This window comes from Streptomyces sp. NBC_01384 (genome assembly GCF_045040035.1).
GTDB lineage: Bacteria > Actinomycetota > Actinomycetes > Streptomycetales > Streptomycetaceae > Streptomyces.
Genome location: NZ_CP109559.1, coordinates 3,672,612 through 3,686,999, shown reverse-complemented (window position 1 = coordinate 3,686,999; position 14,388 = coordinate 3,672,612). Strand labels below are relative to the sequence as shown.

Genomic DNA, 14,388 nt, shown 5'->3' with positions numbered 1-14,388 from the left:
ACGGTGGTGTTGATCTGCGGCATTACCCCAGCTCAGGCCCAACAACCCGGGTGGGGAAAGGCCAACGGGCAGCGGGCACGGAGAAGCCCCACCGATGCGTCACGGGGGGAGGACGCACAGGCGGGGCAGCCGACACGCTGAGTTGTGTCGCTCGCCGTCGCTCAGCGGGCCGGGGTCATTCGTCGCGCGTGACGCGGGCGTGGTCGGTCACGACACGGCGGAAGAGGTCATGACCTGTACGGCCGGTATGACGCAGGCACCAGTCCTGAGCCGTTCCCTGTTCTTCCTGGGGGCCGGACGTCTCGGCACAGCCGGACGCCACGCAGAAGGCCTCGAAGGTGACTCCGCCGTCTGGTACATGCCGGATCGTGTGGGTGACGTAGCGCAGCACGGCGCGGCTCATGCGGACGTCTCAAAGCGCCGTGCGGGGGCGTCGTCCTCGTCGTCCTCGTCGTCCTCGACGTCGATCACGTCCGGGTCATCCCGCATGGGTTCGGCCAGACGTGCGCCCCGGCTCTCCGCGATGCGGTGCACGTCGGTGAGAGCCTCGGTCAACTGGACGGTCAGCAAGTGGAGTTCGCCTGAAGTCCACTTGCGACCGTCAAGGACGTCTCTGGCTTCCTTGACGAGGTCGGCGGCCAGACTGAGTTGCATCCTCTCCATGTTGTCCGCGAGGCGCGAGAGGTAGCCGCCGGAACCGTCACTGGCGAGGTAACACGGCTTGCCCTCCGGACCCGCCCAGGGCAGGAGCCGCGCTACGTCGATGTGTCCCGTCATACCGACACCTCCGCCCCGTGAACCAGGCGCGCGATCGGCACATCCACGGACCGGACGGGGGACCGATGGCGCCCCAGAGCGGGGCGCAGAAGCCGCAACAGCGGCTCGGAGAAGCAGGCGATACCGTGGTTCATGTCGTCAACTCCGCGTAGTTGATGGCCACGCCCCCGGACCGTCCACCACGGTCGCGGGGGTCTTCGCGGCGGTTACCAATCCACACTTCCGGGTTGGGCAGGCCGTTCCTACTTCGTTCGGAGACCGTTAGGCACGGAGTGGGACCAACGTAACAAGCGTGCCTAACGTCCCTGGGGGTACCTGTGAACGAAGCTCTTCGCCGTGCCATGGCTCAAGCGCGAATGACGGACCGCCAGTTGGCAGAGAAGTGCGGCGTTGATATCAAGACGGTCGGGCGATGGGTCACCGAAGCGGGGCGGGTTCCTCGTGCCCGCCAGCGATGGGCCGTTTGCGAAGCACTCGGAGAGGACGAGGCGGTGTTATGGCCAGCGGCTGCAAAGAAGGCGATCAAGGTTGGTCCGGACCGTGAGGTCGTGTCCGTCTACCCCTACCGGTCCGGCTGTCCGGCCTCCCTGTGGCGGTCGCTGATCACCAAGGCTGAGCGAGAGCTGACCTTCGCGGGCTACACCAACTACTTCCTGTGGCTCGAACAGGCTCGGTTCGGTACCGCGCTGCGACGCAAAGCCGCCCAGGGGTGCCGAGTTCGCTTTCTGCTCGGTGACCCTGACAGCGACCTCACGCGGTCACGAGAACAAGACGAAGACGTTGCGCTCACCCTGTCCACCCGCATCCGCGTGACACTCGCTGAACTGGAGAAGATCAGAAGGCAGCCGGGCATTGACGCGAGGTTCAGTGATGGACACGCGTACCTGTCCGTGTTCCGCTTCGACGACGACATGATCCTTACGCCTTTGCTGACTCACAGCGTGGGGCACGATGCTCCCACGCTGCATCTGCGTCGCCACCAGAACGACGGCATGTTTGGTCGCTTCGCTTCCCACGTTGACGAACTGTGGAACCGCGGCACTCCGGTATGGGAAGGGGAAGTCAATGGGTAGGCGCGACTACGAGGACGATCCGAACGCTCCGGCCGCGAACAGCTTGGTCCCGGCTGCTTCCGCCGTCGTTGTCGACGAATCCGGGCGCATCCTGCTCCAACGCCGTCGCGACAACGACATGTGGGCGCTTCCCGGTGGTGCTATGCATATCGGCGAGTCGCTGCCGGAATGTGCCGTCCGGGAGACGCGTGAAGAGACCGGGTTTGATGTCGAGATCGTTGGCATTGTCGGCACCTACACAAACCCCCGCCATGTCTTCGCCTACGACGATGGCGAGGTGCGGCAAGAGTTCTCCGTTTGCTTCCTGGCGCGCCCCGTGGCCGGGCAACTGGCGGTGTCCGACGAATCCACCGATGTCCGCTGGTTCCAGCCCGGGGAGGTCGAAACGCTACCGATGGTCCCCAGCATCCGAAAGCGTGTGAACGACTGGCGCGACGGCAACATGCCCGCCGCCCGGTAGCTGAAGGGTAAGGCGGGTCATCGAAGTTGAGCGGTCCTACCTTGATGCGCGGGGAGCGCAGGCGCCCGAGTGGTGAGGCACGCGAATGTGACACTCGGCGCTGAAGTGTCACATCCGCGTGGGCGAGGGTACTGATCTTTGACCGGACGGTTGCTGACCGGGTCAAGTGCGGCATAACAGCTGTATGGGGGTTCGAAGTCGCAAGCCGGCAGACGTAGTTGATCTGGAGCGTCGGCGCCTCATGGCGGCCGATCTATTCGAACAGGGGATGCGGCCCTCGCAGGTCGCGCGGGTGCTGGGGGTGACCCGGCAGGCGGCCGATCAGTGGCGGCGCCGGTGGCGCGAGGGCGGCCGGGACGCGCTGCTGTCGCGGGGCATGGGCGGCCGTTCGTATCTGAGCGCCGAGCAGGTGGCGGAGCTGGACGGGCTGCTGAAGCAGGGTCCGACGGCGCACGGCTGGGACGACCAGCGCTGGACGTTGGCGAGGGTCGGCCGCCTGATCGAGGAGCGCTTCGGCGTGGTGTACGAGATCTCCGGCATCTGGCGGCTGCTGGACCGCCTCGGCTGGTCCTGGCAGGTCCCGGCGCGACGGGCCGTCGAGCGCGACGAGGAGGCGATCGCCGCTTGGTGCACGGAGACGTGGCCGGCGGTCTCCCATCCGCGCAGGCCAGGGACGCCGGAGGATGGATCTGCTTCGAGGACGAAGCCGGAGCATGGCTGAACGGACCGGTCCGCCGGACCTGGGGCAAGAAGGGGCACACCCCGGTGCTCCGACTGTCCGGGAAGCACAACGACAAGATCAGCATGGTCGCCTGGATCTGCTTCAGGCACGGTGAGGAACCGAGGCTGATCTACGCGGTCAAGCCCGCGGGCGGGTACACGAAGAAGGACTTCCCGCGCTTCCTGGCCCTGCTCCACCGCCGCCTGGACGGCCCGGTGACCATCGTGTGGGACAACTACTCCAGTCACATCAGCAAGCACGTGAAACAGTACGCGCAGCAGCACGACTGGCTCACCGTCGTCCAGCTGCCCTCGTACGCCCCGGAGTTGAACCCCGTCGAACTGCTCTGGGCCCACGCGAAGGAGCGGCTCGCGAACCGGGCCTTCCGTTCGATTACCGAGCTGCACGAGGCAGCCCGAGCGGCACTGCGCTACATCCAGAGACACCCCGACCTCCTCACCGCATTCCTCGCCGGAACCGGCCTCGAACTCACCCCACCAGCGTCAAGCCCGTAGTCAAAGATCAGTAGTACGGGCGGGCGCCGGCAGATGACCGCACCGGTCTGCGCGGGCCCAAGGCGGTCGCTGTGAGTCACCTCGTCGAGGTGGGCGGAGGTCCGGGCCGGGTCGGTGTCACCGTCCGGCGCTACCGTGGAGGCAGCGATACGCCCTGTAATCAGCGGAGGACCGCGGTGACCAGCAGGATCGAACGGCCGATGGCCATAGAGCCGACACCGACGGCCGGAGCGTTCGAGGACCTGCTCCGCATCGTCGAGGAGCTGGACACACCTGACGGCTACAGGGCCGAGCTCGTCCGGGGGAAGATCGTCGTGTCACCGTGGTCGAAGCTGCGCTACAAGAGGGCGATGAAGTCGCTGCGCCGACAGCTGGAGCCCCACGCGCCCAAAGGGCACGACGTCGACGTGGCGCCGTTCCTCTTCGTCTTCCCCGGCGCGGAGCGGGGCTTCGGCCCCGACCTGCACGTCGCCGACGAAGCGGCCTTCGACGCCGAAGGCCGTCACGCCGACGGCGAGGCTCTCTCCCTGGTCGCCGAGCTGACCTCCACGTCGACCAAGGACGTCGACTGGCCCGACAAGCTGGACACGTACGGGCGCATGGTCCCCGTCTACCTCGTCCTGGACATGCAGGCCGAGGACATCACCGCCTTCTGGGACCCGTCCGCGAAGGGATACCGCTCCCGTACCTCGGTCCCGTTCGGACAGCCGCTCCACGTGCCGGCCCCCTTCGACTTCGATCTGGACACCTCAGGGTTCGTCGCGCCCGCGAAGGAAGGGGAAGAGGGGGAGACGGACGAGGCCCGTTGAGTAGCGTCTCCCATCAGCCGAGCCTCGCGGCCGGGGTGGGCCGCCGTGGGTGCCTGGTGACCGGTAGTGACGGCGAGCACTTCGTGCTTCTGGTCCAGATGGGCGAGGATCGGGCCGGTGGGCCCTCGCTCCCCGCGTGACGGTCTTGAGCGGCGGTTGGCCGGCGGTGGTGTGTGGGGAGCCGTACACCCGATCTCGACGCGATCTGTGGGACCGTGGAGGACGGGAACGGGTTCGGCGACCCCGAGCGTTCCCCGATGGGCTCCGCCGGCATCAAGATCCACCCGCGAGGATCTGACGGCGCGGATTCAACCGCGAAGATCCACCCGCCCGGAAAGACAGGCGAGTGTACCCATCCCTCCCGATACCTATGCGGCGCGTGGCCAGGTTTCTTCCCCTAACGGGCTGAACTTTTGTTGATCGTGGGTCAGTTGGCCACCCCGTCGCCCTACCCTTCAAAGGGTGAACCAATTGATGTCCAGAGAGTCCGAGGCCGATTTCCCCGGGGAAGTGCCCCTCCCCGGCACGCTGCCCGACGCACTGCGTGCCGAGCTGATCGCGTTCCGCCGCGACATGCACATGCACCCGGAGCTCGGCAACCAGGAGTTCCGCACCACCGCGGCGCTCAAGGCGCGTCTTGAGCAGGCGGGCCTCAAGCCCCGCGTGCTCGACATCGGGACCGGCCTCATCTGTGACATCGGGCTCGACGGCGCCGAACGGGACGGTGTGGTCGACGGCGGATACGGCATGCTCGCCCTGCGTGCCGACATCGACGCGCTGCCCATCCCGGACACGAAGAGCGACTGTGCGTACCGCTCGACCGTCCCCGACCGCGCGCACGCCTGCGGCCACGACGTGCACACGACCGTCGTCCTCGGCGCCGGACTCGTTCTCGCCGAGCTGCATCGCCAAGGACTCCTGCCGCGTCCCGTACGGCTGATCTTCCAGCCCGCCGAGGAGGTGCTGCCCGGCGGTGCCCCCGACGCCATCGAGTCCGGAGCGCTGGACGGCGTGGGGCGGATCGTCGGCGTGCACTGCGACCCGAAGGTCGACGCCGGGCGGATCGGACTGCGGCACGGCCCCATCACCTCCGCCTGCGACCGGCTGGAAGTCTCACTCGACGGCGCCGGCGGCCACACCGCGCGCCCCCACCTCACCACCGACCTCGTCACCGCCGCCGCGCGCGTCGTCACCGACGTACCGGCCCTCGTCTCCCGGCGCGTGGACGCCCGCAGCGGGCTCGCGGTGACCTGGGGCCGGATCGAGTCCGGGCACGCCTGCAACGTCATCCCCCAGCACGCCGAGCTCTCCGGGACCGTACGGTGCCTCGATCTCGACGCCTGGCGGCAGGCGCCCGACCTGGTGCACGCGGCCATCGACGAGATCGCGAACCTGTACCGCGCCAAGTCCGAGATCAACTACATCCGCGGTGTCCCGCCGGTCGTCAACGAAGCGGCGGTCACGGAACTCCTGCGCGACGCCATGACCGCCCGGCGCGGCCCGCACTCCATCGAGGACACCGAGCAGAGTCTCGGCGGCGAGGACTTCTCCTGGTACCTGGAGCGCGTGCCCGGCGCCATGGCCCGCCTCGGGGTCCGTACGCCGGGCGAGCGCAGCACCCGTGACCTGCACCGCGGCGACTTCGACGCGGACGAGTCGGCGATCGCGGTCGGGGTCGAGCTCTTCACGGCGGCGGCCCTGCTGGACGCCGCCGTCCGCTAGGCCCGTTGCCGTTGCCGTTGCCGTTGCCGTTGCCGTTGCCGCACGAAGTGTGCCCGCAGGTGGCGGATAAGTGACGTAGGGGTGCCTTGATCGACGGTATGGGCGGTACGGTCATCGGCCCGAGCGATGTCCCGATCGGTACCCCTTCGTCCGCTTGCGTCACCCGGTCGTAACGGGTGGCGCGCAAACGTAACCCCGTGGCGGCACGGTTCGATAACGGCCAGGAGAAACCCCGTTCCCCTCCCCTTCTACGCGCGTTACTGTGCGCCGGAGTCGCTGCGTCGGCGGCGTGTTGGGGAAGCGGACCGGCGACGGCCGTGGGGATGAAGGGTGCTTGCTGTGCGTCTGATGTCTCGGAGGACCAGGTTCTCCCAAGCGGCGGTGGCCGTCTCGGTCATCGCCCTCGCGGCCGTGGGTTGCGGTAAGTCCAGCACCGACTCGTCGAGCGGCGGCTCGGACAAGAGCTCGTCGGGCTACACCGGCAAGGGCATCGGTCTCGCGTACGACATCGGCGGCAAGGGCGACCAGTCCTTCAACGACGCCGCGTTCGCCGGGTTCCAGAAGGCCGAGACCGATTTCAAGATCAGCGGCCGGGACCTCGAGCCGACCGACGGTGAGTCGGACGCCGACAAGGTGCAGCGCCTGGAGCAGCTCGCCAAGACCGGCTACAACCCGGTGATCGGCGTCGGCTTCGCCTACGCGCCGGCCATCAAGGAGGTCGCCGCGAAGTACCCGAAGATCACCTTCGGCATCATCGACGACGAGCAGGACAAGGCGGCCAACGTCGCCGACATGGTCTTCTCCGAGGAGCAGTCCTCCTACCTGGCGGGCGTGGCCGCGGCCAAGGCGACCAAGAAGAACCACATCGGCTTCATCGGCGGCGTGGACATCCCGCTCATCCACAAGTTCGAGGCGGGCTTCGACCAGGGCGCCAAGTCGGTCAACCCGAGCGTCAAGATCGAGTCGCAGTACCTGACGCAGACCCCCGCCGAGGGTGGCTTCTCCAGCCCCGACAAGGGCAAGGACGCGGCGGCCGGCCAGATCGACAAGGGCGTCGACGTGGTCTACCACGCCGCGGGCCTGTCCGGGCAGGGCGTGATCTCCGAGGCCGCCTCCAAGAAGGTGTGGGCCATCGGCGTCGACTCCGACCAGTACTCGCAGTCGGCCCTCGCCAAGTACAAGGACTACATCCTCGGCTCGGCGCTGAAGAACGTCGGCGGCGCGGTCTACAACCTGGTGAAGTCGGTCGTGGACGGCAAGCCCCTCTCGGGCGTCGTGCGCGGTGACCTGAAGTCCGGCGGCGTCGGCTTCGCGGACACCAACCCGAAGTACAAGGCCATGACGGACGTCGTCGCGGCCGTGGACAAGGCCAAGCAGGACATCGTCGGCGGCAAGGTCACCGTCAACACGAAGTAACTCCGTCGGTCAGGCGGAATCAACCACGCCCCCGCCCCCGGATGCGCCCCTACGGGCACGCCGGGGGCGGGGGCGCTTTGGCGACACCTGCGCGGGCGCGCCCCGGCCAGTGCTGTGACCGGGAAGGTTCGCCGGGTTTCCAGCCGGTGCCTGGAGGACGTGAATCCCCGCACTCGCGCTACGGTTCCTGCCATGCTCCGATCAACCGAAGCCGAGCCCTCGTGTGTCACCGCGGACGACCTGGACCAAGCGGTCCAACTCGCCGTCACCACCCTCCGAGAGGCGCCCCCGGAGGCCTGGGACGGCAAGGCCGGATCGCTGGAGTGGGACTGCTGGGAGACCGTCGAGCACCTCAGCGACGACCTCTTCGCCTATGCCGCCCAACTGGGCCCCAAGGCGCCGCCTTTGGAGGGCGAGGTGCCCTTCGTGTGGGAGAGCCGAAGGCTCGGCGGTCCCGCGAACGCCGTTCACGCGAACCGTGCGGCGGGGCCCGCCGGGCTGTTGCAGGTGCTGGAGGCGAGCGGCGCGCTGCTGGTCGCCATGGTGCGTACGACGCCGTCGCGGGTCCGCGCCTACCACGGCTTCGGGGTGTCGGACCCCGAGGGCTTCGCCGCGATGGGGATCGTGGAGACCCTGGTGCACACGCACGATCTGGCCGAGGGGCTCGGGCTCGCCTGGACCCCGCCCGCCGAACTGTGCTCACGGGTGCTCGCCCGGCTGTTTCCGGACGCTCCGTCGACCACGGACCCCTGGACCACCATGCTGTGGGCCACCGGACGCGCCGAACTGCCGGGACGCCCCCGTCTCACCACCTGGCGCTGGCACGGCACACCCCGGTCATAGGTTTCGGGTACCTCCGCCGGGCCTCAGGCATGTGCCCGACCCCCTCCCTCCCTTGCCTCCCGCAAGCGCCCCGCAGCGTTCCGTAACCTGCGCGCCATCTGCGGCCACAGCTCGGTAACGGACCGGACAGAAGGGGTTTTCCGTCTCGTCTACGCGCGTTACGCTGCGGCGGAACCAGCGCCTGGTTTGGGCGCTTGCACAAAGGAGTCACGTTCCATGCGCCGGGTGTCCCGAATCACAGTTGCGGGCGTTGCGACCGCTACCCTCGCCGTTGCTCTCTCCGCCTGTGGCGGAACGTCCAGCGACGCCACCAGCTCCAGCTCCAGCGGCGGCAAGACCAAGGGTCTCGCCCTCGCCTACGACGTCGGCGGCAAGGGCGACCAGTCCTTCAATGATGCCGCCACCGTGGGCATGACGAAGGCCGACAAGGAGTTCGGCTACACCTCGCAGGCCGTCGAGCCGACCGACGGTGAGTCGGACGCCGACAAGGTGCAGCGCCTTGAGCAGCTCGCCAAGCAGGGCTTCAACCCGGTGATCGGCGTCGGCTTCGCCTACGCGCCGGCCGTCAAGGAGGTCGCGGCGAAGTACCCGAAGATCTCCTTCGGCATCATCGACGACGAGCAGGACAAGGCGGCCAACATCGCCGACCTGGTCTTCCACGAGGAGCAGGCCTCCTACCTCGCCGGTGTCGCCGCCGCCAAGACCACCAAGTCGAACACCGTCGGCTTCATCGGTGGCGTGGACGTCCCGCTGATCCACAAGTTCGAGGCGGGCTTCAAGCAGGGCGTCACCGACACCAAGAAGGGCGTCAAGGTCAAGTCGCAGTACCTGACCGAGACCGCCGCCGAGGGTGGCTTCTCCAGCCCGGACAAGGGTGCGAGCGCCGCGCAGGGCCAGATCGACGCCGGCGCCGACGTCGTCTACGCCGCCGCCGGTCTGTCCGGCCAGGGTGTCATCCAGACCGCGTCCAAGGACAAGGTCTGGGCCATCGGCGTGGACTCCGACCAGTACAAGCAGGACGCGCTGGCGAAGTACAAGGACGCCATCCTGACCTCGGCCATGAAGGACGTCGCCGGGGCTGTGTACAACCTGGCGAAGTCGGTCCACGACGGCAAGCCCGAGACCGGCGTCGTCCGCGCGAGCCTCGCCACCGGTGGTGTCAGCCTCGCCGACTCGAACCCGGTGTTCAAGAACAACGCCGACCTGCAGGCCGCGCTGACGAAGGCCGAGGCGGGCATCAAGGACGGCTCGATCACGGTCAAGACCTCCTGAACGCGCCCATGATCCTGGCCTAGGTCACGACGTCATCACCAGGCGTCGAAACCATGGCCATGGCACCGCTGTAATGGCAGCGTTACGGCCACGGAACGGGGTGTGGGGAGGATGACCTTCTCGCGCCCCGTTCGCGCGGCACAATGCTCGGATCGGACCGGACCGCATCAGATCGAGATCGAAAAGTAGATCGATTTGAGCCCGGTTGGCCCGAGCACTATTTAAAGCAGGGGCGCTACGCGCGTAGATAGGCCCCTTTTCCAAGGAGAGTGCGCCATCGACGCGTCCAGCAGCCCTCCGCTCACCGCGCAGTCGACCGCGGTCGAGCTGGCGGGGATCACCAAGCGTTTCCCGGGTGTGGTGGCCAACCACGACATCCACCTGGCGGTCCGCAAGGGCACGGTCCACGCCCTCGTCGGCGAGAACGGTGCCGGCAAGTCGACGCTGATGAAGATCCTCTACGGCATGCAGAAGCCGGACGAGGGCACGATCACCGTCGACGGCGAGCAGGTCACCTTCCACAGCCCGGCCGACGCCATCGCGCGCGGTATCGGCATGGTCCACCAGCACTTCATGCTCGCCGACAACCTCACCGTCCTGGAGAACGTCGTCCTGGGCAGCGAGAAGCTGTACGGCATCGGTGGCGGCGCCCGTAAGAAGATCAAGGAGATCTCGGAACGGTACGGGCTGAACGTCCGGCCGGACGTCCTGGTCGAGGACCTCGGTGTCGCCGAGCGTCAGCGCGTGGAGATCCTCAAGGTCCTCTTCCGCGGCGCCCGCACCCTGATCCTGGACGAGCCCACCGCCGTACTGGTGCCGCAGGAGGTCGACGCACTCTTCGACAACCTGCGCGAGCTCAAGTCCGAGGGCCTCTCCGTCATCTTCATCTCGCACAAGCTGGGCGAGGTCCTGTCGGTCGCCGACGAGATCACGGTCATCCGGCGCGGTACGACGGTCGGCACGGCCGTCCCCGCCGAGACGACCTCGCGCCAGCTCGCGGAGATGATGGTCGGCAGCGAGCTGCCCACCCCGGAGACCGCCGAGTCCACCGTCACGGACAAGCCGGTCATCGAGGTCAAGGGCCTCACGGTCCTCGCCACCGGCGGCGCCTCCCTCGGTGAGCTCGCCGAGCCGTCGGCCGACGGTCTGCTCACGGAGGGCACGACCGAGACCGCCGCCGTGGTGCGGCGCGCCCTCGACGACGTCACCTTCACCATCCACGCCGGCGAGGTGATGGGCATCGCCGGTGTCGAGGGCAACGGCCAGACCGAGCTCATCGACGCGCTGATCGGTCTCAAGAACGCGGACTCGGGTGCCATCAGCTTCCTCGGCGACGAGATCACCGGGTGGGCCACCCGCAAGCGCCGTGAGAAGGGCATCGGGTACATCCCCGAGGACCGCCACCGCCACGGCCTGCTGCTGGAGTCCCCGCTCTGGGAGAACCGCATCCTCGGCCATGTCACCGAGGCCCCCAACGCGAAGGGCTTCTGGCTCGACATCAAGGGCGCCCAGGAGGACACCAGGCGGATCGTCAAGGAGTACGACGTCCGCACCCCCGGCATCGACGTCACCGCCGCCTCGCTCTCCGGCGGCAACCAGCAGAAGCTGATCGTCGGCCGCGAGATGAGCCACAGGCCGCGCTTCCTGATCGCCGCCCACCCCACCCGCGGTGTGGACGTCGGCGCGCAGGCCGCGATCTGGGACCAGATCCGTGAGGCCCGCCGTGAGGGCCTGGCCGTGCTGCTGATCTCGGCCGACCTGGACGAGCTGATCGGCCTGTCGGACACCCTCCGGGTGATCTACAACGGCAGGCTCGTGGCGGACGCCGACCCGGCGACCATCACCCCGGAGGAACTCGGCTCGGCCATGACCGGCGCCGCCTCCGGACACCTGGAGCACGTAGCGGAAAGCGCCGCCCCGGAGGACGAGGCCTGATGAAGAAGTTCGACAAGGAGCGCGTGCTCCTCGCGGTGGCCGGCCCGGTCATCGCGCTCGTCGCGGCGGTCGCCCTGACGTCGATCGTGCTGCTCGCCTCGGGCAAGAACCCGTTCGAGCCGTACTCCCTGATGCTGCAGCAGGCCACCTACTCCGACATCCAGGTCCTGATCATCAACCAGGCGTCGATGTACTACATCGCCGCGCTGGCGGTGGCCATCGGCTTCCGGATGAACCTGTTCAACATCGGCGTCGACGGCCAGTACCGCCTGGCCGCGATGATGACCGCGGTGGTCGGCGCGCACCTCGCGTTCCCGGCCTTCCTGCAGATCCCGGTGCTGATGCTGGTCGCCATGCTCACCGGCGCCATGTGGGCCGGTATCGCGGGCGTCCTGAAGGTCACCCGAGGGGTGAGCGAGGTCGTCGCGACGATCATGCTCAACGCGATCGCCACCAGCGTCATCGGCTACCTCACACTCTCCGACAAGTTCGGTGTGCAGCTCGGCAACAACATGACGACCGGCGTCATGAAGAAGTCCGGCTGGTTCCCCGGCATCAACCTCGGCGCGGACGTCGGCGAGATCTACGGCCTCGTCTTCCTCGCGATCCTCATGGGCGTCCTGTACTGGCTCGTCCTCAACCGCACCCGCTTCGGCTTCGACCTGCGCGCCACCGGCGCCTCCGAGACCGCTGCCGCGGCCTCCGGTGTCGACGCCAAGAAGATGGTGCTCACCGCGATGCTGATCTCCGGCGCGGTCGCGGGTCTCTCCGGTCTGCCGCTGCTGCTCGGCGACGCCCACACCTACAGCCTGACCTTCCCGACCGGACTGGGCTTCACCGCCATCACCATCGCCCTGCTCGGCCGCAACAGCCCCGTAGGCATCGCCTTCGCCGCCCTGCTGATCGCCTTCCTCGACAAGGCGTCCCCGGCGCTCGACTACGCGACCCCGGTGGCGTACGAGAAGGAGATCGCCACGATCATGCAGGGCCTGATCGTCTTCGCGGTCGTCATCTCGTACGAGGCCGTACGCGTCTGGGGCCTGCGCCGCCAGCAGAAGCGGGTCGGTGAGGAACTGGCCGCGGCCGCCGCCAACAACAACTCCCCGAAGGAGGTGGCTGCCCGATGAGCACCGCGACCGTCGCCAAGCCGCAGGCGCAGCAGCCCGGCAAGGGCAGCCGCCGATTCTCGCTCCCCGTACTCCTGCTGATCATCGCGGGCGTACTGATCCTGACCTCGGTCGTCCGCCTGATCACCGGCGCGGACGGCATCACCTCGACCGGACAGATGTCCACGGCGCTGCGCCTCGCGGTGCCGATCGGACTCGCGGGCCTCGGCGGTCTGTGGGCCGAGCGCGCGGGCGTCGTCAACATCGGCCTCGAGGGCATGATGATCCTCGGCACCTGGTTCGGCGCCTGGGCCGGTTACCAGTGGGGCCCGTGGACCGGTGTCGCCTTCGGCATCATCGGCGGCTGCCTCGGCGGCATCCTGCACGCCATCGCCACGGTGACCTTCAACGTCAACCACATCGTCTCCGGTGTCGCCGTCAACATCCTGGCGCTCGGCACCACCCGCTATCTGTCGAAGTTCACCTTCGAGGGCGCCCCTCAGGGCTCCTCCAAGCAGTCGCCGCCGGTCGACTCGCTCGGCACGTTCTCCGTCCCAGGGCTCTCCAGCGGGTTGGACACGCTCAACCACAAGGGCTGGTTCCTGATCTCGGACATCGCCGGTCTGATCGCCGGTCTGATCACCGACCTGTCGCCGCTCACCGTCGTCGCGGTGGCCCTCGTACCGATCACATGGTGGGTGCTGTGGCGCACGGCCTTCGGCCTGCGGCTGCGCTCCTGCGGTGAGAACCCGGTGGCCGCCGAGTCCCTCGGCGTCAACGTCTACAAGTACAAGTACATCGCCGTGATCATCTCGGGCGGCTTCGCAGGCCTCGGCGGCGCGTTCCTGTCCATCGTGGCGTCCAACGTGTACCTGGACGGCCAGACGGCCGGCCGCGGTTACATCGGTCTCGCCGCGATGATCTTCGGCAACTGGATGCCGGGCGGCCTGGCCCTCGGCGCGGGCCTGTTCGGCTACACCGACAGCCTCAACCTGCGCGGCGGCGGTACGAACGTCCACGCGCTGATCCTGCTGCTGGCGATCCTGCTGGTCTTCGGCGCGGCGTACCTGGTGTGGAAGAGGAAGTACGTCCCCGCCGTCATCACCGCCGCGGTCTCGGCGCTGATGTTCGTCTGGTACGTCACCACCAACGAGGTGCCCACGCAGGTCGTGACCGCGACGCCGTACATCGTGACGCTGCTCGTGCTCTCGCTGTCCGCCCAGCATCTGCGGATGCCGAAGGCGGACGGCCTGCCGTACCGCAGAGGACAGGGCAAGTGACGTCCGCCGACGCCGGGTCCCCGGCCGTCGACTGGGAGGCCCTGCGGGAGCTCGCGCGGGACGCCATGTCCCGTGCGTACGCCCCGTACTCGGGCTACCCGGTCGGCGTGGCGGCCCTCGTCGACGACGGCCGGACGGTCACCGGCTGCAACGTCGAGAACGCCTCGTACGGGCTCGGACTGTGCGCCGAGTGCGGTCTGGTCTCCCAGCTGCGGAACACCGGGGGCGGCCGGCTGACGCACTTCACCTGCGTCGACGGCCGCGGCGAGATCCTGGTGCCCTGCGGGCGCTGCCGCCAGCTGCTGTACGAGTTCGGCGGACCCGATCTGCTCCTGGAGACCCCGGCCGGAATCCTGCCGCTCTCCGAGATGCTGCCGCAGGCCTTCGGGCCGGAGAATCTCACCAAGTAACGCCTGCGCGGCCCCTCCCGACGACCGGACGATGGACGACCGATCGGGA

15 protein-coding genes are annotated in these 14,388 nt (G+C 68.2%); 13 read left to right on the top strand and 2 right to left on the bottom strand.

The window, feature by feature from the left end; all coding sequences use genetic code 11:
- Positions 1-175: 175 nt before the first annotated feature.
- Both OG747_RS16690 and OG747_RS16685 read right to left on the bottom strand, forming a co-directional pair.
- The gene (locus OG747_RS16690) at positions 176-403 is read right to left on the bottom strand and encodes a hypothetical protein (RefSeq protein ID WP_405880134.1); all 228 of its coding nucleotides are present in this window, start codon (positions 401-403) and stop codon (positions 176-178) included.
- Positions 400-777 carry a hypothetical protein gene (locus tag OG747_RS16685; RefSeq protein ID WP_405880133.1) on the bottom strand — a complete coding sequence of 126 codons (378 nt, stop codon included), beginning with the start codon at positions 775-777 and terminating at the stop codon, positions 400-402. Before OG747_RS16685 ends, OG747_RS16690 begins: the two co-directional genes overlap by 4 nt.
- A gap of 317 nt (positions 778-1,094) precedes the next feature.
- Between OG747_RS16685 and OG747_RS16680 the strand changes: the two genes are divergently transcribed.
- The 13 genes from OG747_RS16680 (at position 1,095) to OG747_RS16620 (ending at position 14,339) form a co-directional block, all read left to right on the top strand.
- Complete coding sequence (locus OG747_RS16680; protein WP_405880132.1) at positions 1,095-1,850, top strand: DUF5919 domain-containing protein; 756 nt, start codon at positions 1,095-1,097, stop codon at positions 1,848-1,850.
- Positions 1,843-2,310 carry an NUDIX hydrolase gene (locus tag OG747_RS16675; protein WP_405880131.1) on the top strand — a complete coding sequence of 156 codons (468 nt, stop codon included), beginning with the start codon at positions 1,843-1,845 and terminating at the stop codon, positions 2,308-2,310. Before OG747_RS16680 ends, OG747_RS16675 begins: the two co-directional genes overlap by 8 nt.
- A 184-nt stretch (positions 2,311-2,494) precedes the next feature.
- Positions 2,495-3,031 (top strand): winged helix-turn-helix domain-containing protein, encoded by a 537-nt coding sequence (locus OG747_RS16670; protein WP_405880130.1) that lies wholly within the window; start codon positions 2,495-2,497, stop codon positions 3,029-3,031.
- Entirely contained in the window at positions 2,938-3,546 is a 609-nt protein-coding gene (locus OG747_RS16665) for an IS630 family transposase (protein ID WP_405885561.1), read from the top strand. Before OG747_RS16670 ends, OG747_RS16665 begins: the two co-directional genes overlap by 94 nt.
- Positions 3,547-3,722: 176 nt before the next feature.
- The gene (locus OG747_RS16660) at positions 3,723-4,355 is read left to right on the top strand and encodes a Uma2 family endonuclease (protein WP_405880129.1); all 633 of its coding nucleotides are present in this window, start codon (positions 3,723-3,725) and stop codon (positions 4,353-4,355) included.
- Positions 4,356-4,829: 474 nt separating this feature from the next.
- Positions 4,830-6,077: an amidohydrolase gene (locus OG747_RS16655; protein WP_405880128.1), complete on the top strand. Its 1,248-nt coding sequence runs from the start codon at positions 4,830-4,832 to the stop codon at positions 6,075-6,077.
- Positions 6,078-6,425: 348 nt separating this feature from the next.
- Positions 6,426-7,493, top strand: coding sequence for a BMP family protein (locus tag OG747_RS16650; protein WP_405880127.1), 1,068 nt, complete (start codon positions 6,426-6,428; stop codon positions 7,491-7,493).
- Positions 7,494-7,685: 192 nt separating this feature from the next.
- Entirely contained in the window at positions 7,686-8,336 is a 651-nt protein-coding gene (locus OG747_RS16645) for a hypothetical protein (protein WP_405880126.1), read from the top strand.
- 216 nt (positions 8,337-8,552) lie between these two features.
- The gene (locus OG747_RS16640) at positions 8,553-9,608 is read left to right on the top strand and encodes a BMP family protein (RefSeq protein ID WP_405880125.1); all 1,056 of its coding nucleotides are present in this window, start codon (positions 8,553-8,555) and stop codon (positions 9,606-9,608) included.
- Positions 9,609-9,884: 276 nt separating this feature from the next.
- Positions 9,885-11,543: an ABC transporter ATP-binding protein gene (locus tag OG747_RS16635; protein WP_405885560.1), complete on the top strand. Its 1,659-nt coding sequence runs from the start codon at positions 9,885-9,887 to the stop codon at positions 11,541-11,543.
- On the top strand, positions 11,543-12,670 hold the full coding sequence (locus OG747_RS16630) for an ABC transporter permease (protein ID WP_405880124.1): 1,128 nt from the start codon (positions 11,543-11,545) through the stop codon (positions 12,668-12,670). Before OG747_RS16635 ends, OG747_RS16630 begins: the two co-directional genes overlap by 1 nt.
- The gene (locus OG747_RS16625; RefSeq protein ID WP_405880123.1) at positions 12,667-13,929 is read left to right on the top strand and encodes an ABC transporter permease; all 1,263 of its coding nucleotides are present in this window, start codon (positions 12,667-12,669) and stop codon (positions 13,927-13,929) included. The genes OG747_RS16630 and OG747_RS16625 overlap by 4 nt, the downstream gene beginning before the upstream one ends.
- Positions 13,926-14,339 (top strand): cytidine deaminase, encoded by a 414-nt coding sequence (locus tag OG747_RS16620; RefSeq protein ID WP_405880122.1) that lies wholly within the window; start codon positions 13,926-13,928, stop codon positions 14,337-14,339. The genes OG747_RS16625 and OG747_RS16620 overlap by 4 nt, the downstream gene beginning before the upstream one ends.
- The last annotated feature ends 49 nt before the right edge of the window (positions 14,340-14,388 follow it).

Coding starts and splice junctions, on each gene's coding strand:
- OG747_RS16690 (WP_405880134.1), bottom strand. CDS start 403: ATGAGCCGCGCCGTGCTGCGCTACGTCACCCACACGATCCGGCATGTA.
- OG747_RS16685 (WP_405880133.1), bottom strand. CDS start 777: ATGACGGGACACATCGACGTAGCGCGGCTCCTGCCCTGGGCGGGTCCG.
- OG747_RS16675 (WP_405880131.1), top strand. CDS start 1,843: ATGGGTAGGCGCGACTACGAGGACGATCCGAACGCTCCGGCCGCGAAC.
- OG747_RS16670 (WP_405880130.1), top strand. CDS start 2,495: ATGGGGGTTCGAAGTCGCAAGCCGGCAGACGTAGTTGATCTGGAGCGT.
- OG747_RS16655 (WP_405880128.1), top strand. CDS start 4,830: ATGTCCAGAGAGTCCGAGGCCGATTTCCCCGGGGAAGTGCCCCTCCCC.
- OG747_RS16650 (WP_405880127.1), top strand. CDS start 6,426: ATGTCTCGGAGGACCAGGTTCTCCCAAGCGGCGGTGGCCGTCTCGGTC.
- OG747_RS16645 (WP_405880126.1), top strand. CDS start 7,686: ATGCTCCGATCAACCGAAGCCGAGCCCTCGTGTGTCACCGCGGACGAC.
- OG747_RS16640 (WP_405880125.1), top strand. CDS start 8,553: ATGCGCCGGGTGTCCCGAATCACAGTTGCGGGCGTTGCGACCGCTACC.
- OG747_RS16630 (WP_405880124.1), top strand. CDS start 11,543: ATGAAGAAGTTCGACAAGGAGCGCGTGCTCCTCGCGGTGGCCGGCCCG.
- OG747_RS16625 (WP_405880123.1), top strand. CDS start 12,667: ATGAGCACCGCGACCGTCGCCAAGCCGCAGGCGCAGCAGCCCGGCAAG.